General features: G+C 64.3%; 19 protein-coding genes. 13 read left to right on the forward strand and 6 right to left on the reverse strand.

Annotated elements, in window-relative coordinates; genetic code table 11:
- Positions 1-2: 2 nt before the first annotated feature.
- The 8 genes from FJ977_RS06320 to FJ977_RS06355 all read left to right on the forward strand — a co-directional run bounded on the left by FJ977_RS06320 (position 3) and on the right by FJ977_RS06355 (position 10,823).
- Entirely contained in the window at positions 3-1,076 is a 1,074-nt protein-coding gene (locus FJ977_RS06320; protein WP_140769529.1) for an amino acid ABC transporter permease, read from the forward strand.
- A gap of 10 nt (positions 1,077-1,086) precedes the next feature.
- Positions 1,087-1,851, forward strand: a complete 765-nt coding sequence (locus FJ977_RS06325; protein ID WP_281406798.1) for an amino acid ABC transporter ATP-binding protein — start codon at positions 1,087-1,089, stop codon at positions 1,849-1,851.
- Positions 1,852-1,905: 54 nt separating this feature from the next.
- Positions 1,906-3,312 carry an FAD-binding oxidoreductase gene (locus tag FJ977_RS06330; protein ID WP_140769533.1) on the forward strand — a complete coding sequence of 469 codons (1,407 nt, stop codon included), beginning with the start codon at positions 1,906-1,908 and terminating at the stop codon, positions 3,310-3,312.
- 116 nt (positions 3,313-3,428) lie between these two features.
- A complete protein-coding gene (locus tag FJ977_RS06335; protein WP_140769535.1) occupies positions 3,429-5,099 on the forward strand; it encodes a thiamine pyrophosphate-dependent enzyme in 1,671 nt (556 codons plus the stop codon).
- On the forward strand, positions 5,096-7,192 hold the full coding sequence (locus FJ977_RS06340; RefSeq protein ID WP_140769537.1) for a hydantoinase/oxoprolinase family protein: 2,097 nt from the start codon (positions 5,096-5,098) through the stop codon (positions 7,190-7,192). The genes FJ977_RS06335 and FJ977_RS06340 overlap by 4 nt, the downstream gene beginning before the upstream one ends.
- Entirely contained in the window at positions 7,189-8,808 is a 1,620-nt protein-coding gene (locus FJ977_RS06345) for a hydantoinase B/oxoprolinase family protein (protein WP_140769539.1), read from the forward strand. Before FJ977_RS06340 ends, FJ977_RS06345 begins: the two co-directional genes overlap by 4 nt.
- Positions 8,805-10,007 (forward strand): pyridoxal phosphate-dependent aminotransferase, encoded by a 1,203-nt coding sequence (locus FJ977_RS06350; protein ID WP_140769541.1) that lies wholly within the window; start codon positions 8,805-8,807, stop codon positions 10,005-10,007. Before FJ977_RS06345 ends, FJ977_RS06350 begins: the two co-directional genes overlap by 4 nt.
- Before the next feature lie 3 nt (positions 10,008-10,010).
- Entirely contained in the window at positions 10,011-10,823 is an 813-nt protein-coding gene (locus FJ977_RS06355; RefSeq protein ID WP_140769543.1) for an NAD(P)-dependent oxidoreductase, read from the forward strand.
- A 43-nt stretch (positions 10,824-10,866) separates the two neighbouring features.
- Here FJ977_RS06355 and FJ977_RS06360 read toward each other — a convergent pair whose 3' ends face one another.
- The 6 genes from FJ977_RS06360 to FJ977_RS06385 form a co-directional block, all read right to left on the reverse strand.
- Complete coding sequence (locus FJ977_RS06360; protein WP_140769545.1) at positions 10,867-11,595, reverse strand: ABC transporter ATP-binding protein; 729 nt, start codon at positions 11,593-11,595, stop codon at positions 10,867-10,869.
- Positions 11,595-12,359, reverse strand: coding sequence for an ABC transporter ATP-binding protein (locus FJ977_RS06365; protein WP_140769547.1), 765 nt, complete (start codon positions 12,357-12,359; stop codon positions 11,595-11,597). The genes FJ977_RS06360 and FJ977_RS06365 overlap by 1 nt, the downstream gene beginning before the upstream one ends.
- A 2-nt stretch (positions 12,360-12,361) precedes the next feature.
- Complete coding sequence (locus tag FJ977_RS06370; protein ID WP_244735203.1) at positions 12,362-13,321, reverse strand: branched-chain amino acid ABC transporter permease; 960 nt, start codon at positions 13,319-13,321, stop codon at positions 12,362-12,364.
- Complete coding sequence (locus FJ977_RS06375) at positions 13,321-14,232, reverse strand: branched-chain amino acid ABC transporter permease (protein WP_140769551.1); 912 nt, start codon at positions 14,230-14,232, stop codon at positions 13,321-13,323. The genes FJ977_RS06370 and FJ977_RS06375 overlap by 1 nt, the downstream gene beginning before the upstream one ends.
- Positions 14,233-14,353: 121 nt before the next feature.
- The gene (locus FJ977_RS06380; RefSeq protein ID WP_140769553.1) at positions 14,354-15,463 is read right to left on the reverse strand and encodes a branched-chain amino acid ABC transporter substrate-binding protein; all 1,110 of its coding nucleotides are present in this window, start codon (positions 15,461-15,463) and stop codon (positions 14,354-14,356) included.
- A gap of 156 nt (positions 15,464-15,619) precedes the next feature.
- Positions 15,620-16,252: an RraA family protein gene (locus tag FJ977_RS06385; protein WP_140769555.1), complete on the reverse strand. Its 633-nt coding sequence runs from the start codon at positions 16,250-16,252 to the stop codon at positions 15,620-15,622.
- 231 nt (positions 16,253-16,483) lie between these two features.
- Between FJ977_RS06385 and FJ977_RS06390 the strand changes: the two genes are divergently transcribed.
- The 5 genes from FJ977_RS06390 to FJ977_RS06410 all read left to right on the forward strand — a co-directional run bounded on the left by FJ977_RS06390 (position 16,484) and on the right by FJ977_RS06410 (position 21,261).
- Positions 16,484-17,260, forward strand: coding sequence for an SDR family oxidoreductase (locus FJ977_RS06390; RefSeq protein ID WP_181179632.1), 777 nt, complete (start codon positions 16,484-16,486; stop codon positions 17,258-17,260).
- Between the two features lie 6 nt (positions 17,261-17,266).
- Positions 17,267-17,923 (forward strand): 5-oxoprolinase subunit PxpB, encoded by a 657-nt coding sequence (gene pxpB / locus FJ977_RS06395; protein ID WP_140769557.1) that lies wholly within the window; start codon positions 17,267-17,269, stop codon positions 17,921-17,923.
- Complete coding sequence (locus FJ977_RS06400) at positions 17,920-18,900, forward strand: biotin-dependent carboxyltransferase family protein (protein ID WP_140769559.1); 981 nt, start codon at positions 17,920-17,922, stop codon at positions 18,898-18,900. The genes pxpB and FJ977_RS06400 overlap by 4 nt, the downstream gene beginning before the upstream one ends.
- 122 nt (positions 18,901-19,022) lie before the next feature.
- Positions 19,023-20,189, forward strand: a complete 1,167-nt coding sequence (locus FJ977_RS06405) for an epoxide hydrolase family protein (protein ID WP_140769561.1) — start codon at positions 19,023-19,025, stop codon at positions 20,187-20,189.
- Positions 20,190-20,229: 40 nt separating this feature from the next.
- The gene (locus tag FJ977_RS06410; protein ID WP_140769563.1) at positions 20,230-21,261 is read left to right on the forward strand and encodes an Ldh family oxidoreductase; all 1,032 of its coding nucleotides are present in this window, start codon (positions 20,230-20,232) and stop codon (positions 21,259-21,261) included.
- Positions 21,262-21,274: the final 13 nt, after the last annotated feature.

Below are 21,274 nucleotides of genomic sequence, written 5' to 3' on the forward strand. Positions count from 1 at the left end.
CCATGGACGTTGTCGCTCCGCCCGCCCCCGGAAAGATCGAGGATCTGAGGCGCCGCTTCTTCGCAACGCCGCTTCAGGCCGTGATGTCGCTGATCTCACTGGCGATCATGGCTTTCATCGTCTGGAAGCTGCTGACCTGGGCGGTCTTCTCCGCTGTCTTCACCACGAGCGGCGGGCCCGAGGCCTGCCAGGCCGCGGCCGGGGCCTGCTGGTCGGTCATCGCGGCCAGATGGCGCATCATCCTCTTCGGCCTCTACCCCTATGAGGAGCAATGGCGCTCGGCGCTGGCCTGCGTGGCTGTGGTGGTGATGACGGTGCTGAGCTGCATTCCAGCCTTCTGGACCGGCCGCCGCATCGCGCTGGTGTGGGGGATCGGAACCACCGTCTTCTACGTGCTGATGAAAGGCGGTGTGCTCGGCCTGCCCTTCGTCGGCGAGGAAGCGTGGGGCGGGCTGGCGCTGACCCTGTTCATCTTTGTCACCACCTGCCTGATCGGCTTCCCGCTGGCGATCTGCCTGGCCTTGCTGCGCCGGTCGGAACTGCCCTGGATTTCCCGCACCACCGGCCTGATCATCGACGGGGTGCGCTCGCTGCCGCTGATCTCAATCCTGTTCACATTCGCCATCGTGCTGCCTTTCGCGCTGCCGCAATGGCTGCAGGGCGACAAACTGTACCGGGTGATCCTGGGATCGGCCCTGTTCTTCTCCGCCTACCAGGCGGAGATCGTGCGCGGCGGCATGCAGGGTGTTGCCAAGGGACAGGAGGAGGCAGCCATGGCGCTCGGCATGCGCTATTGGCAACGCATCGGCCGCATCCTGCTGCCGCAGGCCATGCGGAACGCCTTGCCCGCGACGATCAACCAGTTCGTCATCTCGTTCAAGGAGACCTCGCTGGTTGTCATCGTCGGCTTCTTCGAGATCCTGGCTTCCGGCAATGCCGCCTACGGCACCGGCGAATGGCGTTTCGCCTATGTCGAGGTCTATGCCTTCATCGCCTTCATCTATTTCGTCTTCGTTTTCAGCCTGTCCCGCTACGGCGCCTTCCTCGAGCGCCGCATGTCGGTCAGCGAACGCTAGGGAGGCGGTCGTGATTGCAGCCAAGTCGACCCCATCGGCCGGACCCGCGGTGCGCATCGAGAAGCTCGACAAATATTATGGATCGTTCCGCGCGCTGCGAAACGTCAACCTGTCCGTGGAGCGCGGCGAGAAGATCGTCGTCTGCGGTCCGTCCGGCTCGGGCAAATCGACCATGATCCGCTGCATCAATCGCCTCGAACAACATAACGCAGGTCGTATCACCGTACTCGGAACCGAGCTCAACGACGATGTCGGCAACATCGACGAGATCAGGCGGGAGGTCGGCATGGTGTTCCAGCATTTCAACCTGTTCCCGCACATGACGGTGCTGGAGAACTGCATGCTGTCGCCGATGATCGTGCACAGAAAGCCGCGTGCAGAAGCCGAGGCAACTGCCCGGCGCTATCTGGAGAAGGTCCGCATTCCCGAACAGGCGATGAAGTTTCCCGGCCAGCTCTCCGGCGGCCAGCAGCAGCGGGTCGCAATCGCACGCGCGCTGTGCATGCAGCCACAGATCATGCTGTTCGACGAGCCGACCTCGGCGCTCGATCCCGAAATGATTTCGGAAGTGCTTGATGTCATGGTCACGCTTGCCTCCGAAGGCATGACTATGATCTGCGTCACACATGAGATGGGCTTTGCCCGCCGGGTCGCCGACCGGGTGGTCTTCATGGATGGCGGCGAGATCGTCGAGGAGGCGCCGCCGGAAGAGTTTTTCACTGCGTCCCGCAACGAGCGTACCCGACAATTCCTGTCGCAGGTGCTGGGCCATTGAACGGCATTTTTTAAGATGCAACGTTCAAGCAGCACACCACCTTCAGGGATTTCCATGACTGACCCGACAGCCGCGTTGCGCGATATCCTCGGACCGAAAGGCTGGCTTTCGGGCGCCGATGCCGAGCCCTACCAGCGCGATTGGCTCAACCGCTATGGCGTTGCGCCGCTGGGCGTTGCCAGGCCAGCGAACACCGCCGAAGTGGCCGCGGTTGTCGTGACATGCCGGGAGGCCGGATTGGCGGTGGTGCCGCAGGGCGGCAACACAGGGCTTTGCGGCGGTGCCGTAGCGGAGCGGCCGAACGCGGTGATCGTCTCGCTGTCACGCATGGCAGCGATCGGCGAACCGGATCTCGACAGCGGCTCGATCGTCGTCGAAGCTGGCGTCGTGCTCGCCGCGCTGCACGAGGCGCTGGAACCGCATGGCCTGATGTTTCCCATGCATCTCGGCGCCGAAGGCAGCGCCAGGATTGGCGGGCTGATCGGCACCAATGCCGGCGGCAGCCAGGCTTTCCGATACGGCATGATGCAGGATCTCGTGCTCGGCCTCGAAGTCGTGATGCCGGACGGCGCGGTATGGGATGGACTGCGCGCGGTGCAGAAGGACAATGCCGGCTACCAGTTGCGCAAGTTGTTCTGCGGCGCGGAAGGCACGCTCGGCATCGTGACGCGCGCGGTGCTTCGGTTCCATCCCACGCCGAGGCAGCAGGCGAGCGCGCTTCTGGTCATGCCCGACTTTGCCGCCGCCGTGGCGTTCGGCGCTTTCCTGCGCGGCGAGGCAGGCGAATTCCTCACCGGCCTCGAATTCTTCAGCGATGTCGGCCTGACACTGGCTCTCAAGCACCTGCCTGACCTCGCCTATCAATTGGAGACGCGCGGTGACGTTTATCTACTTGTCGAACTGGCTTCCGGTTCGCCCCGCGTTCCCTTGGACGAAATCCTGAATTCGGCATTGGAATGGGGCATGGAGCAAGCTCTGGTCCTGGATGGTGCGCTGGCGACATCGGGCGCGCATCGGGCGCAGTTCTGGCGGTTGCGCGAGGAACAACCGGAAGGGCAACGGCTGGAGGGCGAGCAGCTCAAGCATGACATCTCGGTGCCGCCGGGCGCGATCGCCCGCTTTGTCGAGGCCGGCGCCAAGCTCTGCCACGAGATTCTGCCTGGCGTGCGGATCAACCCGTTCGGCCATCTCGGCGACGGCAACATCCACTACAATCTGTCGCCACCGGAGGGCCGTGCCGACTTCAACGGCAAGGCCGGGCAGTTCGCCGAGGCGCTGTCGGCGCTTGCCACGGAAATGGGCGGCAGTTTCGCGGCCGAGCATGGGCTTGGCCGGGCAAAGATCGCCCTGGCCGAGCGCAATCGCGGTTTGGTGGAGCGGGACCTCATGGCACGGCTGAAGGGCGCATTCGATCCTTTGGGCGCAATGAACCCCGGCGTTCTGGTGCGGGCTTCCAAGTAAAGAAAAACTTTCGAATAGACCGCATTTCTTGATTTCGTCCCGATCCGCCAGCGTGCACGTATGAATCCGAAAGGCAGGCCGGATCCGCTTGCCGCCAGACCGAGGATGCCGAAAACATGATCCGCAATGGCGGCCGCCTTCTTGTCGAATGCCTGATCGCTCTTGGCGCGACCAAGAGCTTCGGTGTGCCCGGCGAAAGCTACCTGGCCGTTCTCGACGCGCTGCACGACACGCATGGGAAGCTGGACTATGTGCTCTGCCGCAATGAGGGCGGCGCGGCGTTCATGGCTTCGGCCTATGGTAAGCTGACCGGCTCGCCCGGCATTTGCTTCGTGACGCGCGGCCCGGGCGTCACGAATGCCAGCATCGGCGTGCATACGGCCATGCAGGACAGTTCGCCGATGATCCTGTTCGTCGGCCAGGTCGGCACCGACATGAAGGGCCGCGAGGCCTTTCAGGAGATCGACTACCGAGCCGTCTACGGCACCGTCGCCAAATGGGCGGTCGAGATCGACGACGTCTCCCGCGTGCCCGAGATCGTGGCGCGGGCCTGGACCACCGCCTTGACCGGACGGCCTGGCCCCGTCGTGGTAGCACTGCCGGAAGACATGCTGACGACCCTGACCGAAGCCGCCCCGCTCCGCGGGCCGGCCGCAATCTTCGAAGCCGCTCCGGCGCAGGACGCGATGGCCGCGGCTCTCAAACTTCTGGAAGCATCCGAGAGGCCGGTCCTGCTGATCGGCGGAGCCAACTGGACGGCGGATGGACGCATGGCGCTGCAGGCTTTCGCCGAGGCTTCCGACATCCCGGTCGTGGCAGCGTTCCGCTACCAGGATCAGTTCGACAATCATTCGCAAGTGTTCGTCGGCGAGGCCGGTGTCGGCATGGTGGCGCATGTCAAGAAGCTGATCGGCGACGCCGATGTGATCCTGGCCGTCAATGTGCGCTTCGGCGAGATGACCACGGATGGCTATACGCTGCTGTCGGTGCCGCAGCCGCGCCAGAAGCTGATCCATGTCCACGGCTCCGACCGCGAGATCGGCAAGATCTACGTGCCGGCAATCGGCATCCACGCCGGCCCGAACGCCTTCGCCAAGGCGTTGACGCCGGTGAAGGGCGGCTGGACGGAGTGGCGCGCGTCGGCGCGCAGAGCCTATGAAGGGACATTCGCGGCTCCCGTCCAGCTCGGCCCGGTGGATATGGTGGCGGTCAGCGCCTGGCTGCGCGAGACCTTGCCCGCCGACGTCATCCTCACCAACGGCGCCGGCAATTTCACGGTGTGGCCGAACAAGTTCTTCAAGTTCGGGCCGCAAGCGCGACTGCTTGCGCCGCAATCCGGCGCCATGGGCTATGGCCTGCCGGCGGCCGTCGCGGCAAAGGTCGCATTCCCGCAGCGCACGGTGGTCTGCTTTGCCGGCGACGGCGATTTCCAGATGAACTGCCAGGAGCTCGGCACGGCGATGCAAGCCGGCGCGCAGCCGATCGTGCTGATCATCAACAACGGTATCTACGGCACGATCCGCGCGCACCAGGAACGCAACTACCCGGCCCGCGTCTCGGGAACCTCGCTTGAGAACCCGGACTTCGTCACGCTGGCGAAGGCCTATGGCTTTCATGCCGAGCGGGTCGAGACGACGGCGGATTTCGCCGCTGCCTTCGGTCGCGCGCTCAATTCGGCGACGGGCGCTGTTCTCGACATCGCCATCTCGCCCGAAGCGCTGACGCCCCGGCAGACCCTCTCCCAGATGCGCGAAGCCGCTCTCGCTTCGCAGAAGGCCAAGGCATGACCTCCGGAACCGACGACATCCGTCTTGGCGCTGACATAGGCGGCACGTTCACCGACATTGCCCTCGAGCTGCGGGGCACGCTGTTCTCCACCAAGGTGCTGACCAATTATGCGGCGCCCGAGCAGGCGATCCTCGACGGCATTGCCGTCGTCACCCGCGATGCCGGCATTTCGCCCTCCGAGATCGGCATTATCATCCACGGCACGACGCTCGCCACCAACGCCCTGATCGAGCGCCGCGGCGCGAAGACAGCATTGGTCACGACCGAAGGGTTTCGCGACGTCATCGAGATGCGCACCGAGAACCGCTTCGAGCAATATGATCTGAACCTGCAACTGCCGACGCCGCTCATCCCGCGCGAGCACCGCTTCACGGTCAAGGGCCGGATCGGCGCCGAAGGACAGGAGTTGCAGCCGCTCGATGAAGCCGCGCTGGAGGAGATCGCGGAGCGGATCGCGGCCGGCGGCTTCGGCTCGGTGGCGATCGGCTTCATCCATGCCTACACCAACCCGGCCCACGAGCGCCGTGCGCGCGAGATCCTTTCCCGCCACCTCAACATCCCGATTTCGATCAGTGCCGAAGTGTCGCCGCAGATGCGCGAATTCGAGCGCTTCAACACGGTCTGCGCCAACGCCTATGTGCGGCCGCAGATGGCCGATTACCTCGCCCGCTTCCAGATCCGTCTCAAGGAGATGGGCGCCGAGTGTCCGGTCTTCATGATCCATTCGGGCGGCGGCCTGATCTCGGTGGAGACGGCTTCCGAATTTCCCGTGCGCCTGGTCGAGTCCGGCCCGGCCGGCGGTGCGATCTTCGCCGCCGACATCGCCCGGCGCTTCGGCCTGGAAAAGGTCGTCTCCTACGATATGGGTGGCACGACCGCGAAGATCTGCCTGATCGAGGACTTTGCGCCACGCACGGCCAGAACCTTCGAGGTGGCGCGCACGTACCGCTTCTGCAAGGGTTCGGGCATGCCGATCTCGATCCCTGTCATCGAGATGATCGAGATCGGTGCCGGCGGCGGCTCCATCGCCTGGGTAGACGCCATGGGCCGCATCCAGACCGGACCGGAAAGCGCCGGATCGGAGCCGGGGCCTGCCTGCTACGGCCGCGGCGGCAAGCGTCCGGCAATCACCGACGCCGACCTGGTGCTCGGCAAGCTCGACCCCGACAATTTCGCCGGCGGCGCGATCCGGCTGGACACGGCGGCGTCGGAACAGGCCATCCTGCGCGACGTCGGCGAGCGCCTGTCGCTCGACGCCATGTCGACGGCCTTTGGCATCTGCGAGGTGGTGGACGAGAACATGGCCAATGCCGCCCGCGTCCACGCCGTCGAGAACGGCAAGAATATTTCCGACAATCTGATGATCGCCTTTGGCGGCGCCGCGCCGCTGCACGCGGCAAGGCTCTGCGAAAAACTCGGCATCGAACGCTGCATCATCCCCAAGGGTGCCGGCGTCGGCTCGGCGATTGGCTTTCTCAAGGCGCCGTTCGGCTACGAGGCGCTGGCATCGAAGCTCACCCGCCTGTCGCGGTTCAAGCCGGCCGAGGTCAATGCGCTGCTCGGCGACCTCAAGGCGTCAGCCGAAAGCTTCGTGCGCAGCGGCGCCAGCGGCAGCATCACCTGCGAAATCACTGCCTTCATGCGCTATGCCGGCCAGGGCTGGGAAATTCCCGTACCACTGGCAGACGAGCCGTTCGGCGACGATGCCGTCACAAGGCTCAAGGAGCTGTTCGAGGCGAACTACCAGCGTTTCTTCGGCCGCGCCATCGAAGGGCTCGACGGGCTGGAGATCGAGATCGTCACCTGGTCGGTCAAGGCGACCGATGTCAGGCCTGATGTCGCCAGGCACGAGCTTGCGAGCGGCAAGCGAACCAACGCGCCGACCATCGCCCGCGCAGTGTTCGATCCGGCGAGCGGCGAACCGCAAATCTATGGCATCATCGAACGCGATGCGCTCTGCGCCGGCGACCGCGTGACCGGTCCCGTGGTCATTGTCGAACGCGAGACGTCCACCGTCGTCACCACCAGCTTCGACGCCGTCATCCAGAGCGACGGCGCAATCCTTCTGGTCCGCAAAGGCAGCCGGTCATGAGCGACATCAGCGAAATCCGCATGCAGGTGATGTGGAACCGGTTGATCTCGGTGGTCGAGGAGCAGGCGCTCACCTTGCTGCGCACGGCCTTCTCGACTTCGGTGCGCGAGTCCGGCGACCTATCGGCGGGCGTGTTCGACCCGCGCGGCCAGATGCTGGCGCAGGCGGTGACCGGCACGCCTGGCCACGTCAACACCATGGCCGAGGCGGTGCTGCATTTCATGAATGAAATCCCGCGCGAGGCCATGTTCGAGGGCGACACCTATGTCACCAACGATCCCTGGCTGGGCACTGGTCATCTGCACGACATCACCATGGTGTCGCCGTCGTTCCTGAATGGCGAGTTGGTGGCATTCTTCGCCTGCACGGCGCATGTCGTCGATGTCGGCGGGCGCGGCTTCGGCGCCGACGGCAAGTCGGTCTACGAGGAAGGCATCCAGATCCCGATCATGAAGTTCGCGGAGAAGGGCAAGGTCAATCTCGACCTCGTCCGCCTGCTGCGCGCCAATGTCCGCGAACCGAACCAAGTGGTCGGCGATTTCTATTCGCTCGCCGCCTGCAACGAGGTCGGCCATCGCCGCCTCGTCGACATGATGAAGGAGATTGGCCTGGCATCACTTGATGGCCTTGGCGACTTCATCTTCTCGCGCACCCGCGACGCTATGCTCGAACGCATCAAGGCGCTGCCGAAGGGCACTTGGTCGAATGAACTCGTGACCGACGGCTATGACGCGCCGGTGAAGCTGGCGGCAAAGGTGTCGGTCCGCGACGACCATGTCGAGGTCGATTTCACCGGCACCGATGCGATGAGCCGGTGGGGCATCAACTGCCCGATCATCTACAGCAAGGCCTATGCCTGCTACGCGCTGAAATGCGTGGTTGCGCCCGACATTCCCAACAACGCCGCCTCCCTCGCCTTCTTCACCGTGACATCGCCGGTCAACATCCTGAACGCGGTGCGGCCGGCGCCGGTGGCGCTGCGGCACATCTTCGGCCACATGGTCCCCGATCTCGTGCTGGGCGCGCTCTCCCAGGCCTTGCCAGGCAAGATCCTCGCCGAAGGCGCCGGCGCGCTGTGGAACATCCATATCTCGGTGCGTCCTGTCGCGGGCGGTTTTGGCCGTCGCGCCGAGGTGCTGATGTTCAATTCCGGTGGCATGGGCGCGCGGCCCGGGCTCGACGGCCTGTCGGCGACCGCCTTCCCGTCCGGCGTGCACACGATGCCGATCGAAGCGACCGAGCACACCGGTCCCATCGTCATCTGGCGCAAGGAGCTGCGGCCGGGTTCCGGCGGTGACGGAGAGTTCCGTGGCGGCCTCGGACAAGTCATCGAAATCGCCGCGTTGGAAGGCCACGAATTCGACTTCTCGGCGATGTTCGACCGCGTCAATCACCCCGCCCATGGACGCAATGGCGGCGAGCCTGGCGTCGCTGGCGTGGTCAGGCTGGACGATGGCACGCAGATGCGGCCCAAGGGCTGGCAGCACGTCCCGGCAGGCCGCCGACTGATCCTCGAACTGCCTGGCGGCGGCGGCTATGGCGATCCGGCCAAACGCAGCACCGAGGCGCGGGCGAACGACCGCTCCAAGCAATACATTTCGGAGAACGGTAAATGAGCTACATTGCCTCGCGCCTGTCGGCGGTGAAGCCCTCGGCTTCGATGGCTGCGTCGCAAGCCGCCAAGGCGCTGCGCGCTAAGGGCGTCGACGTGATCGATCTCGGCCTGGGCGAACCGGATTTCCCGACGCCCAGCCACATCATCGACGCCGCCCATTTTGCGGCGAAGGCGGGACAGACGCTCTACACCGGTGCGGCCGGCACGATAGAAGTGCGCGAAGCCATTGCCGGCAAATTCAGACGCGAGAACGGGCTGGACTACACGACCGACGACATCGTCGTGGCCAACGGCGCCAAGCAGATCATCTTCAACGCGCTGATGGCGACGCTGGAGAGCGGTGACGAGGCGATCCTGCCGGCGCCCTATTTCGTCTCCTATCCCGAAATGGTGAAGCTTCTCGGCGGCACGCCCGTCACCGTCGAATGCCCGGAAACATCAGGCTTCCGGCTGACGCCGGATGTGCTGGAGAAAGCCATCACGCCAAGGACGAAATGGCTCTTCCTCAACATGCCGGGCAACCCGTCCGGCGCCGTCTACTCACAATCGGATCTGCAAGCGCTGGGCGCGGTTCTGGCAAGGCACCCGCAAGTGCTCGTGCTCTCCGACGAGATCTATGAGCACATCCTGTTCGACGGCCGCGAATTCGTTTCCTTCGGCAAGGCCTGCCCGGAACTCAGGGACCGCACGCTGATCGTCAACGGCGTCTCGAAATCCTATGCGATGACCGGCTGGCGTGTCGGCTATGCGGCCGGACCAGCGCCGCTGGTGAAAGCGATGTCGACCATCCAGAGCCAGTCCTGCACCTCCGTCTGCTCCATCGCACAGGCGGCGACGGTGGCCGCGCTCAACGGTCCGCAGGACGAGGTGGCGCGCTTCCGGCAAGCCTTCGAAGCGCGCCGCGATCTGGTTGTCGACGGGATCAGGAAGATCAACGGACTGACGCTGTCGCCGCCGGACGGCGCCTTCTATGCCTATATCGGCTGCGCCAGCCTGATCGGCCGCAAGACGCCGAAAGGCGTCGTGCTGGAGGACGATGCGGCGGTGGCAAACTATCTCCTCACCGAAGGCCGCGTGGCGTCCGTGCCGGGTGCGGCCTATGGACTTTCACCCTATTTTCGTATCTCGACCGCGACCAGCGAAGAGGTGCTGACCGAGGCGATCGCGCGGATCAACGCCGCCGTCGCGCAAGTGGAGTAGATGATGCCGCATTACGACCGTATCCTGATCACCGGCGCCGCCGGCCGCCTCGGTTCCGAACTGCGCAAGGGGCTGGTGCCGCTGGCGAAAACCATCCGCCTGGCGGGACGCCTACCGTTCGGCGACCTCGCGCCTCACGAAGAAGAAGCGGTCTTCGATCTCGCCGACATGGAGGCGACGATCGCGGCTACCAAGGACTGTGACGCGATCGTTCACTTCGGCGGCGCGCCGCTCGAATGCGAATGGCAGACGATCCTGGATTCCAGCATACGCGGCTCCTACCACATCTACGAAGGCGCCCGGAAACACGGCGTCAAGCGCGTCATCTACGCCTCCTCGGTGCATGCGATCGGCTATCACGAGGTCGAGGCGCATATCGGCATCGACGCGCCGGTGCGCCCCGACAGCCTCTACGGTGTCTCGAAGAATTTCGTCGAGAGCCTCAGCCGTCTCTATTGGGACAAATTCGGCATCGAGACGGTGTGCTTGCGCATCTTCTCATCCTTCCCCGAACCGGCGGACCGGCGCATGCTGTGGTCCTACCTCTCCTTCGCCGATTGCGTGCGGCTGGTCGAGGCGGCGCTCACCGCGCCACGCGTCGGCCACACGATCTCCTTCGGCATTTCGGACAACAAGGTGAAGACGGTCGACAACAGCGGCGCCAACCATCTGGGGTTCATCCCGCAGGACAGCGCCGAGCCGTTCCGCGCCGCCGTGGAAGCAAAGACCCCCATTCCCGATCCGAAAAGACCGTCGGTAAAATATCTCGGCGGCTGGTTCTGCGAGCTCGGCCACCCCGACGACAAACCCGCATGACTATAGAGCGGGCCGCTGTTTCGGTGAAACGGCGGCCCCGCTTTCAGGCAGCAGCACCGCCCAGATAAGCGCCGATGACCGCGTCGTTGCTCGCGAGATCGCTGCCGGTTCCCTCGAGGACGATGCGCCCGCCTTTCAGGACATAGCCGTAGTCGGCGAATTTCAAGGCAACCTTGCTGTTCTGCTCCACCAGCAGGATGGTCACGCCTTCGCGGTTGAGGCGCTGCACGATGTTCATGACCTCCTTGATCAATTGCGGTGCCAACCCCATTGACGGCTCATCAAGCAACAGCACCTTCGGCGCGGCCATCAAGGCCCTGCCGATCGCAAGCATCTGCTGCTCTCCGCCGGACAGGTTCCTTGCATCGCCATTGCGCCGGCGCGCCAGGATCGGAAAAAGTTCGAAAACGTGATCCATCCGCCGGCGCCGCTCGGCATCGTCGGTCAGCGTGAACGAGCCCAGGTCAAGGTTCTCCTTGATCGTCATGTCGCCGAATATGCGCCTGCCCTCCGGCACATGGACGAGCCCGCGATGCGGCAGGCGATGGGCGGCAACCCTGGTTATGTCCTCGCCCAGAAATCGGACACTTCCGGAGGATGCCGCGATGAGGCCGGACAGTGTGCGCAACGTCGTGCTCTTGCCCGCGCCATTGGCGCCAAGCAGCGTGACGATCTGGCCGCGCTTGACCGAAAGGCTGACGCCGTGAAGGGCTTCGATGCCGCCATAACGCGTGACGATCCGGTCGGCGGAAAGAACAATATCGGCGTCCATCAATCCTCCGTCCCGAGATAGGCTTCGATGACCTTGGGATCCGCACGCACGGCCTCCGGCGTCCCATCGGCGATCTTCTGGCCGTGATCGAACACGACGATCCTTTCCGATACCTGCATGACCAGGCCCATATCGTGCTCGATCAGCAGGACAGTCACACCGGTTTCGTCGCGGATGCGGCGGATCAGGTTCACCAGGTCCAGCTTCTCGTGCTCGTTGAGGCCGGCGGCCGGCTCGTCCAGCAGGATAAGCTGGGGCGTCGATGCCAGGGCTCTTGCGAGTTCGAGCCGCCGTTGATCGCCATAGGAAAGACCGCCGGCCTGGCGATGAGCATGTTCTTTTATGCCGACGAAATCGAGCCAGCGCATGCCGGCCGCGTGAATAGCTTCCTCTTCGCGCCGCTGCGACGGCAAGTGCAGGATCGCCGAGACAATGCCGTGGCGGCTGCGGCAATGCTGGCCCGACATGGCGTTTTCCAGAACGGTCATTTCCTTGAACAGCCTGATGTTCTGGAACGTGCGGGCAAGCCCAAGCGCGGTGATACGATGCGGCGGCAGACCGGTGATCGACCGGCCGGCCAGGCTGATCGACCCACCCTTCGGCTTGTAGAAGCCGGTCAGGCAGTTGAAGAGCGACGTCTTGCCGGCGCCATTGGGGCCGATCAAGCTGTTGATGGCGCCCTTCTCCACAGAGAAGGAGATGTCATGAAGGACCTTCAGCCCTCCGAAGCTGAGACGCAGATCGCGGACTTCCAGCAAGGCCATGGTCAACCCCGCTTGTCCGGCCACAGGCCGTTCGGCCTGAAAAGCATGATTGCCAGCAGTGCCAGAGCAGTTACGAGCGGACGATAGGTGCCCGCCCCACGCAGCACCTCCGGAAGCAGGGCAACCAGGACGGCGCCGAGCACGACACCGGGAATGCGGCCCATACCGCCAAGGACGACGCCGAGAAGGATGAGAAGCGACTGGTTGAAGGTAAAACTCTCAGGCGAGATGGCGGTCATCTTGGCGGCGTAGAGGCAGCCGGCCACGGAGGCGATCACCGCCCCCATCATGTATGCCTGCAGCTTGGCCGCGACCCGGTTGATGCCGATGCCGGCGGCGGCATCCTCATCATAACGAACATAGAACCAGGCCCGCCCCATTCGCGACCGCTCCACGCTCAGGCAGACGAAGACGGTGACGAGGGCCAGCACCAGGAACGCATAGTAGAAGTGTTGCACATGCATCAGTTTGAAACCGAAGATCTCGGGCCGCTCGATGCCGACGAGGCCACTGGCGCCACCCGTGATATCGAGATTGCGGGCGATGATGCGCACGATCTCGCCGAAGCCCAGCGTCACGATAGCCAGATAGTCGCTGCGCAGCCTCAGCGTCGGCGCGCCGATGATGATGCCGGCCACGCAGGCTGCCGCCATGGCGATCGGGATGGTGAGCCAGAAATTGAAGCCGAACTCCGCGGTCAGGATGCCTGATGTGTAGGCGCCCACCGCAAAGAAGGCGGCATAGCCGAGATCGAGCAGGCCGGCATAGCCGACGACGATGTTGAGGCCGAGGCACAGGACGACATAGAGCAGCGTCGTCGTCGCCACCTCCGTCACATAGGCGTTGGCGAATTGCGGCAGCGCCAGCGCGCAGGCAAGAGCCGCCAGTGAGGGCAGTACAATCGACCAGCGCACCGATCGCGCTTGCGCGGCGGCCGGCAAGATCCTTGCTTCGTCGCTCATCACACCCGCTCCACGACGGCGCGGCCAAGAATGCCGGTCGGCTTGAAGACCAGGAACAGGATCAGGGCGCCGAAGACGAAGACGTCGCGCCATTCCGATCCGACGAAGGGCAAGGACGACCCGAAGGCCTCGAGCAGGCCGAGCAGCAGGCCGCCGAGCATGGCTCCCGGCACGCTGCCGATCCCGCCGATGACCGCGGCGGTGAACGCCTTCAGCCCCATGATGAAACCCATGAAGAAATGGACGCTGCCATAGTAGGCGCCGGCCATGACGCCGCCGCCGGCGGCGAGCGCCGAGCCCATGAAGAAGGTCAGCGCGATGACCCGGTCGACATCGATGCCCATCAGGCGGCTGGCGCCCATGTCGATGGAAACGGCGCGCATCGCCTTGCCGTACATGGTGCGCGAGATGAATATCTGCATGCCGGTCATCAAGGTGATGGAAGCGCCGACAAGCACTATCTGCGTGTAGGTGATGTGGACCGAGGAAACATCGATGCCGGCAAAACCGAGATCCGTGCTGAAGGCATAATGCCGCCCGCCGGTCAGGGCGAGTGCACTGCCGTTCAGCACCATCGAGGCACCGAGCGCAGTGATGAGTATGGAGAGGCGCGGCGCATTGCGCATCGGCCGATAGGCGAAGCGCTCGATGACGACACCCAGCAGGCCGACGACCAGCATCGACGCGAGCAGCGCGCAGACGACACCCAGCCAACCATTGCCGACCCAGATGCCGACGAAGGAAAACACGATAAGGCCGATGAAGGCGCCGCTCATGTAGATATCGCCATGAGCAAAATTCAGGAGCTTGATGACGCCGAAGACCATGCTGTAGCCAAGCGCGATCAGGGCATAGAACGAACCGACGATGAGGCCGTTCACCAGTTGCTGAATAACCAGGTCGAACGTCATTGATGCTCCAGATCTGGAAATTGAGACGATCTTGTCCAGGTGGCACGGCTGCGTGCCAGACAAGCGGCAACGATGCCGGGGCGGGTTCGGGCCCCGCCCCGGCATCGATCTGCTTTGCCTTTTATTCGGCGGCCACCCACTTGCCGCCCTTGGCGATCACCGGGCGGAAGTTCGACGTCTGCAGCGTGTTCTTGTCGGTGAACTTGATCTCGCCGGCGAGGCCCTTGAAGTCGCTTGCCTTGAGCGCCTCGATGATTGCCTTCTGATCCGCCGACTTCGCCCGCGTGATCGCGTCGACGATCAAGTCGCCGACATCATAGGAGAGAGCGGCATAGGCACCGGCATCGCGGCCATAGGCCTCCTTGTACTTGGCCTTGAAATCGCCCGCGCCGGACAGGAGATCGACGGTCGGCGGAGACAGGAGGTACACACCCTCGCCGGCCGAGCCGGCGATCTCTAGATATTCCGGCGAATTGTTGCCGTCGCCGAGCACGATGCCACCCTGGAAACCGGCCTGGCGAAGCTGCTTGGTGAGCAGGGCGCCACCGGCATGATAGGCGGTCCAGAAGACGGCGTCGGCGCCGCTTGACTTGACCTTGGTGACGACAGCCGAATAGTCCTGCTCGCCGGCAGTGGTGGTTTCCCTCGCGGCAATCTCGCCGCCGGCGTTCTTGAAGGCTTCGGCGGTCAGCTTGGCCAGGTCGGACGAATAGGCGTCGCCCTCGTCGATGACCGCGATCTTCTTGTAACCGTTCTTCTTGAACAGCTCGACGGCCGTTACGGCCTGCATGTCGCCGGTTGAATTGGCGAGGAAGGCATTGCCCTGATTGGCGGCGACCAGCTTGGTCGAGTTCGCGCCGATGATGACGAACGGAATGCCGGCATCACCATAGATCTTCAATGTCGGCAAGACCGCGCCCGAGCAGTAGCCGCCGACGATGGCGGTCACGCCTTCCGAGACAAGCTTGCTGCCCGCGGTCACAGCTTGCTGCGGATCGCAGGCGTCGTCGGCGGTCGTGGTGACGATCTTGTCGCCGTTGGCGCCGCCCTTGGCATTGGCGGCGTCGATCGCCATCTTGACGGCGTTCTCCATGTCCTGGCCTTCGCTGGCGAGTTGACCCGTCATCGGGGCGATGATGCCGACCTTGATGTCGGCGGCCGCGGCCGCCGCTGTCATGACCAACCCGGCAAGGGCGGTGGCGCTAGCGAGCTTCTTGAAACAAACAACCATTATTCTCTCCATTTCCCCTGTTGGCGCATCCAGGCGGCGTGCCCGGAATGCATTCTTGTGTTTTTGTCGAACCGCCCTCGGGCGATCGGATGTGGTTGGCTCCCCTGGCCGGGCGCGGAGCATGTCACGATCGACGGCAGGACCTCGCCCGGCAGGTCAATGCCCGCCGGCGGCCTGGGCATAGGCACCCTGGTAGCGGTTCTCCCTGATGCTCTGCATGATCTCGGCTTCGCGCGCTTCCTGTGCCCGGACGGCGGCCAGCAAGGCCGTGGCACCGTCAACCGGAAAGGCCACGACGCCGTCCTCATCGCCCACGACGATGTCGCCTGGGCTGACAACCATGCCACCCACACAGACCGGAACATTGATCGCGCCTGGACCGTCCTTGTAAGGGCCGAGATGGATGGCCGAACGCGCGAAGCATGGAAATGCGCTGCGGCCGATGGCGCCGGCGTCGCGAATAGCGCCGTCGAGGACAATGCCAGCCGCGCCGCGCGAGGCCGCCACGCTCGTCATGATCTCACCGACCAGCGCGCGCCCTTCATAGCCGCCACCATCGACGACAATGACGTCGCCGGGCTGCAACAGGTCGAGCGCGCGATGGATGAACTGGTTGTCGCCCGGGCGGGTCCTGACCGTCAGCGCCCTCCCCGCCATGACACCACCCAGGCGGTGAAAGGGCCGCAATCCGACAGCCCCGGGGACACGCAAAAGGTTGTCGCTGATCAACGGGGTGGCGAATGCGCGGAACGCGTCGATGAGTTCGCTGTCCTGACGCCTATCTGCCATCTTCCGCTCTCCCATAGTCGGTACCTTTTATGAATATATTATCCAATCACGATTGAAGCGAGAAAGTCAACCGGGTTCCGACAGCTCACCAAAGAAAGCCGTAATGCGAGGAAATCCCCGCATTTCCTGCCCACCCTGGCGGTTCAATCACTCCAGCCATGGGCTTGCAATTACGCAAAAGCTTGAGATAGATTGGATAACATATCCATATTCGTCAAAAAAGGAATCGCCGTGAAGCACGCAGGAAAAGTCGCGATCATTACCGGGGCAGCTCAAGGATTGGGCCTTGCCTGCGCCGAGCGCTTTCATGCCGATGGCGCCAATGTCGTGCTTGTCGACGTCCAGGCCGATCGCGGACGCGAGCATGCCGAACGCCTTGGCGAGCGCGCCGCCTGGCTATCGGCGGATCTGTCCGAATGCACCCAGAAAATGGCAGCCGATATCATTGCCAAGGCCACGGAGAGATTCGGCGGCGTCGATATCCTCATCAACAATGCAGGCGTCATCCATCTGGATAATTTCGTCGACTTTCCCGAAGAGGCTTTCGACTGGGTCCAGCGCATCAATCTCAAAGCGCCCTTCCTGCTCGGCCAGGCGGCGGCACGCGCCATGATCGCGCAGGGACGTGGCGGCTCGATCATCAACATGTCGTCGATCAACGCCATTCTGGCCATTCCCAATTCGGTCGCCTATGCCGTGTCCAAGGGTGGCATCAAGCAGCTGACGGCGGTGATGGCGGTCGGACTGATCCCGCACAACATCCGGGTCAATGCCATCGGCCCGGGCACCATCCTGACCGACATGGTTAAGAGCTCGGTCATGGCGAGCGAGGAGCAGCGCCAGACCATCCTGTCGCGCACGCCGAGCGGCCGCTGCGGCGAGCCGTCGGAAATCGCCAGCGTCGCCTCCTTTCTGGCCAGCAACGACGCCTCCTACATTGTCGGCCAAACCATCTATCCCGACGGTGGCCGGCTGATCCTGAACTATACGGTGCCGGTCAAGGACTGAGCGCCCATGACCATGCCCCGCATCAGCCTCGCCGGGTCCGGTGCCCTGCTTCTCGATGGCGCGCAGGGCGCCTTTGATGATGCTGTCCAGGAACTGGTCTGGGCGGTGACGAAGGCCGCGCTGACCCTGGAGGGGGTGCACGAGGCCGTGCCCGGCATGAACAACCTGCTCGTGCTGTTCGACCCGCTGACCACCGACGCAATGAGCATCTGCGCGCAGCTAAGGTCGCTCTGGACCGGTACCGATGCCCGCGCGGTGGCCGGCACCAATCACACCGTTCCCGTCAACTATGGCGGCGCGCGTGGCGAGGACCTGGCCGGATGGGCCGCGCATTGCGGCATGACCATAGACGAGACCGTCAAGCGCCATGCCGCGGCCACCTATACGGTTGCCGCCATCGGCGCCATGCCGGGCTTTCCCTATCTCTCGGGCCTTGACCCTCGACTTGCCTGGGCAAGGCGGGGCACGCCGCGCCTGAAAGTGGCCGAGGGTGCCGTCATCATCGGTGGCGCGCAGGCGGGCATCATGCCGATGACCGCGCCGTCCGGATGGCACATTGTCGGCCATACCGACATGAAGCTCTTCACGCCCGAAGCGCAATCGCCGGTGCTGCTCAAGCCCGGAGACAAGATCCGGTTCACAATCGCCGATATCGAAGCATGATCGAGATCCTCACCACCGGCCTGCTGAACACGGTCCAGGATCTTGGCCGGCCCGGCCATCTCGCGCTCGGGGTCAGCCATGGCGGCGCCATGGACAAGCAGGCCCTGGCAGTCGCCAACCTCATGCTGGGCAATGACGTTGCCGCGGCCGGGATAGAAGTCGCGCTGCATCCGTTCCGGTTCCGCGCCCATATGGACACAGCCGTCGCCGTCACAGGCGCGGATTGCGCCGTCAGCATCGCCGACCGGCCCTGCCCGCCCTGGTGGGCGATGACTATCCGCGCTGGCGAGACCCTCGTCATCGACGCGCCGCGCACCGGTGCTCGCTCCTACATCGCCTTCGCCGGCGGGCTCGATCTGCCGTCGGTGATGGGATCGCGCGCGACAGATCTGAAGGGCAGTTTCGGCGGGTTGGCAGGGCGCGGCCTGGCACGCGGCGACAGGCTCGCGCTCAACCCCGCGCAATGCCCGCTGCCGGCGGGCGGCCTTGGCGCAGCGGCGGAGGAGCGACGCGGCGCGGCCGATGGCCTTGCCGCCGCCATCAAACTGCGGGTTCTGCCGGCGGCCGAGTTCGACGCCTTCACGCCGGAGGCCCAGGCAACCTTCACCACCGGCGAATGGAGCATCACCAACGATGCCAATCGCATGGGGTATCGGCTGTCCGGAGAGCCGCTTTCGCTCATCTCGCCGCTGGAGCTTTTGTCACACGGTATCGTGCCGGGCACCATTCAGGTGCCGCCATCCGGGCAGCCGATCATCCAGCTTGCCGATGCCAACACCTGCGGCGGCTATCCGAAGATCGCCACTGTGATCGAGGCCGACCTCTGGCGGCTGGCGCAGGCGCCGGTCGGCGCAAATCTGCGCTTCTTGCCGGTCTCCGTCGAAGCGTCGACAGACGCGCTCCGCGCTGGCCAGACGTGGCTTCACGACTTCGCCGCCGCACGCAACCTCGTGGCCGCACGGCCACGGCCGGGTTGAACGAAAAACGTGCGCGCTCTCCCACCGTGCTGATCGGGCCGAGATTCGACGGCGATGACAGCGGGGCGGTACGATATCCGCATTCGCTTCGTTCGGCAGGTATCAGCGAGCAGGACAGGTCCATGGAAATCCGCCCTTTCACGATCCAGATTGCCCAGGCTGAAATCGATGAATTGAAGAAGCGCATTTCAGCCTGGCGCGCGCCGGACCAGTTGCAGGCAATAGGATGGGCGCAGGGAACCGAGTATGAGGCGCTGCGGCGGCTTATGCAGTATTGGGGCACCGGCTTCGACTGGCGCAAGCAGGAAGCCACCTGGAATATCCATCCGCACTACCAGACGGATATTGGCGATCAAACCATCCATTTCATCCATGCGCCCGCCGCCGTCGCGACCCGCAGGACGGTGATCCTCACCCATGGCTGGCCGGGCAGCGTCTTCGAATTCCACAGGCTGATCCCACTTCTGACCGACCCGCTTTCCCATGGCGGAAGACAGGAGGATGCCTTCAATGTCGTGGTCCCGTCGATCCCTGGATATGGCTTTTCAAGCCGGCCAGGCAGGCCCGGTCTCAACCTGTTCACCGTTGCCGGGCTCTGGGCGGAATTGATGCGCCGTCTCGGCTATGAGCGATATCTCGCGCAAGGCGGAGATCTGGGCGCCAGCGTCTCGACATGTCTGGCATATGCGCATCCCGACAGTCTGGCTGGGGCGCATTTGAATTTCATTCCTGGCTCATACCTGCCTCCCCACGACGCGGGCCCGGGCGGCGACCTGACTTCGGAAGAACGCGCGTTCCTGCAACGGAAAGCCGAATGGGCGGATCTCCACGGCGCCTACGGCCATATCCAAGGCACGCGCCCCCAAACGCTTGCCTACGGGCTGACGGATTCGCCAGTCGGACTGGCGGCGTGGATGATCGAGAAGTTCCGGGACTGGAGCGATTGCGACGGCGATCTGGGCAAGGCCACCTTTTCGCAGGACGACATGCTTGCCGACATTTCGCTCTACTGGTTCACCCGGACAGTCGCCTCGTCGATGCGCCTCTATTGGGAGACGCGCGCGCGCCCGCTTGCATTCCCGCGCGGCACGGCAATCGACGTGCCGCTCGCGGTGGCATTGTTTCCGAAAGAACTGCCAATGCCGCCGAGGAGTTGGGTCGAGCGTGTCTTCCGCGACGTGCGGCGGTGGACCGCGATGCCGCGCGGCGGCCATTTTGCGGCTCTCGAGCAGCCTGTGCTGCTTGCGCAGGATCTCATAGACTTTGCCCGCGACCTGAAATTTTCCTGACGGCAGATGTGTCGCGTGCCGCCAACCCAGAGGCCAGAAAATGAGCACCAGCGTTCTCAGCACCGATGCCTTGTCCGCGCGCGTGGACACAATTTTTCACAAGGCCGGTCTCAACGCCCTCCAGGCCAGCGCCATCACGCGGGTGATCGTCGCCGCGGAGCGCGACGCCTGCAAGTCGCATGGCATCTATCGCATCGAAGGGGCGCTACGCACGATCAAGGCCGGGAAGGTCACGCCAGACGCGGTGCCCGAGTTGCTGCCGCAACAGGCACCGGCCATCGTGAAAGTGGACGCCAAGGGCGGCTTCGCCAACCCGGCCTTCGAAGTCGGCCTGCCGGCGCTGATCGAGCGGGCACATGCCTGTGGGGTCGCGGCGCTGGCGATCAATGACGCCGTGCATTTTTCCGCTCTCTGGGTCGAGGTCGAGGCCTTGGCGCAAGCCGGCCTTGCCGGCCTCGCCATGTGTCCGAGCTATGCCACAGTCGCCCCGACCGGCGGCAACAGGCCGTTGCTGGGCACCAATCCCTTTGCTTTCGGCTGGCCGCGCGAGGGACAGCCACCCTATGTCTTCGATTTCGCGACCTCGGTTGCCGCGCGCGGCGAGATCGAACTCCATCGCCGGGCTGGCAAACCGCTGCCTGAAGGTTGGGCCATCGATTCGGACGGCAAGCCGACGACGGATCCCGAGGTCGCGCTCGCCGGCGCCATGCTGTCCTTCGGCGGGCACAAGGGTTCCGCCATCGGCACGATGATCGAACTGCTCGCAGGCATCATGATTGGCGACCTGACCAGCCCCGAGGCGCTGGACCTGATCGGCACCACGACGCTTTATCCGTCGCATGGCGAGCTGATCATCGCCTTTTCGCCGCAAGCCTTCGCCGCCGGCCGGGCCGGCAATCCCCTGGCTCGCGCGGAAACCCTGTTCGAAGCGATCCTCGGCCAAGGCGCGCGCCTGCCCTCGCAGCGGCGGTTCCTGGCCCGCGAAAAGTCGGAGCGCGACGGCATTGTCCTCACGCACCAGGAAATGGAGCAACTTGACCGTCTTCTCGAGCAAGGGCTCGACGCGGTCTGAACCGATAATGGCC

Source organism: Mesorhizobium sp. B2-1-3A, assembly GCF_006442655.1.
Taxonomy (GTDB): domain Bacteria; phylum Pseudomonadota; class Alphaproteobacteria; order Rhizobiales; family Rhizobiaceae; genus Mesorhizobium.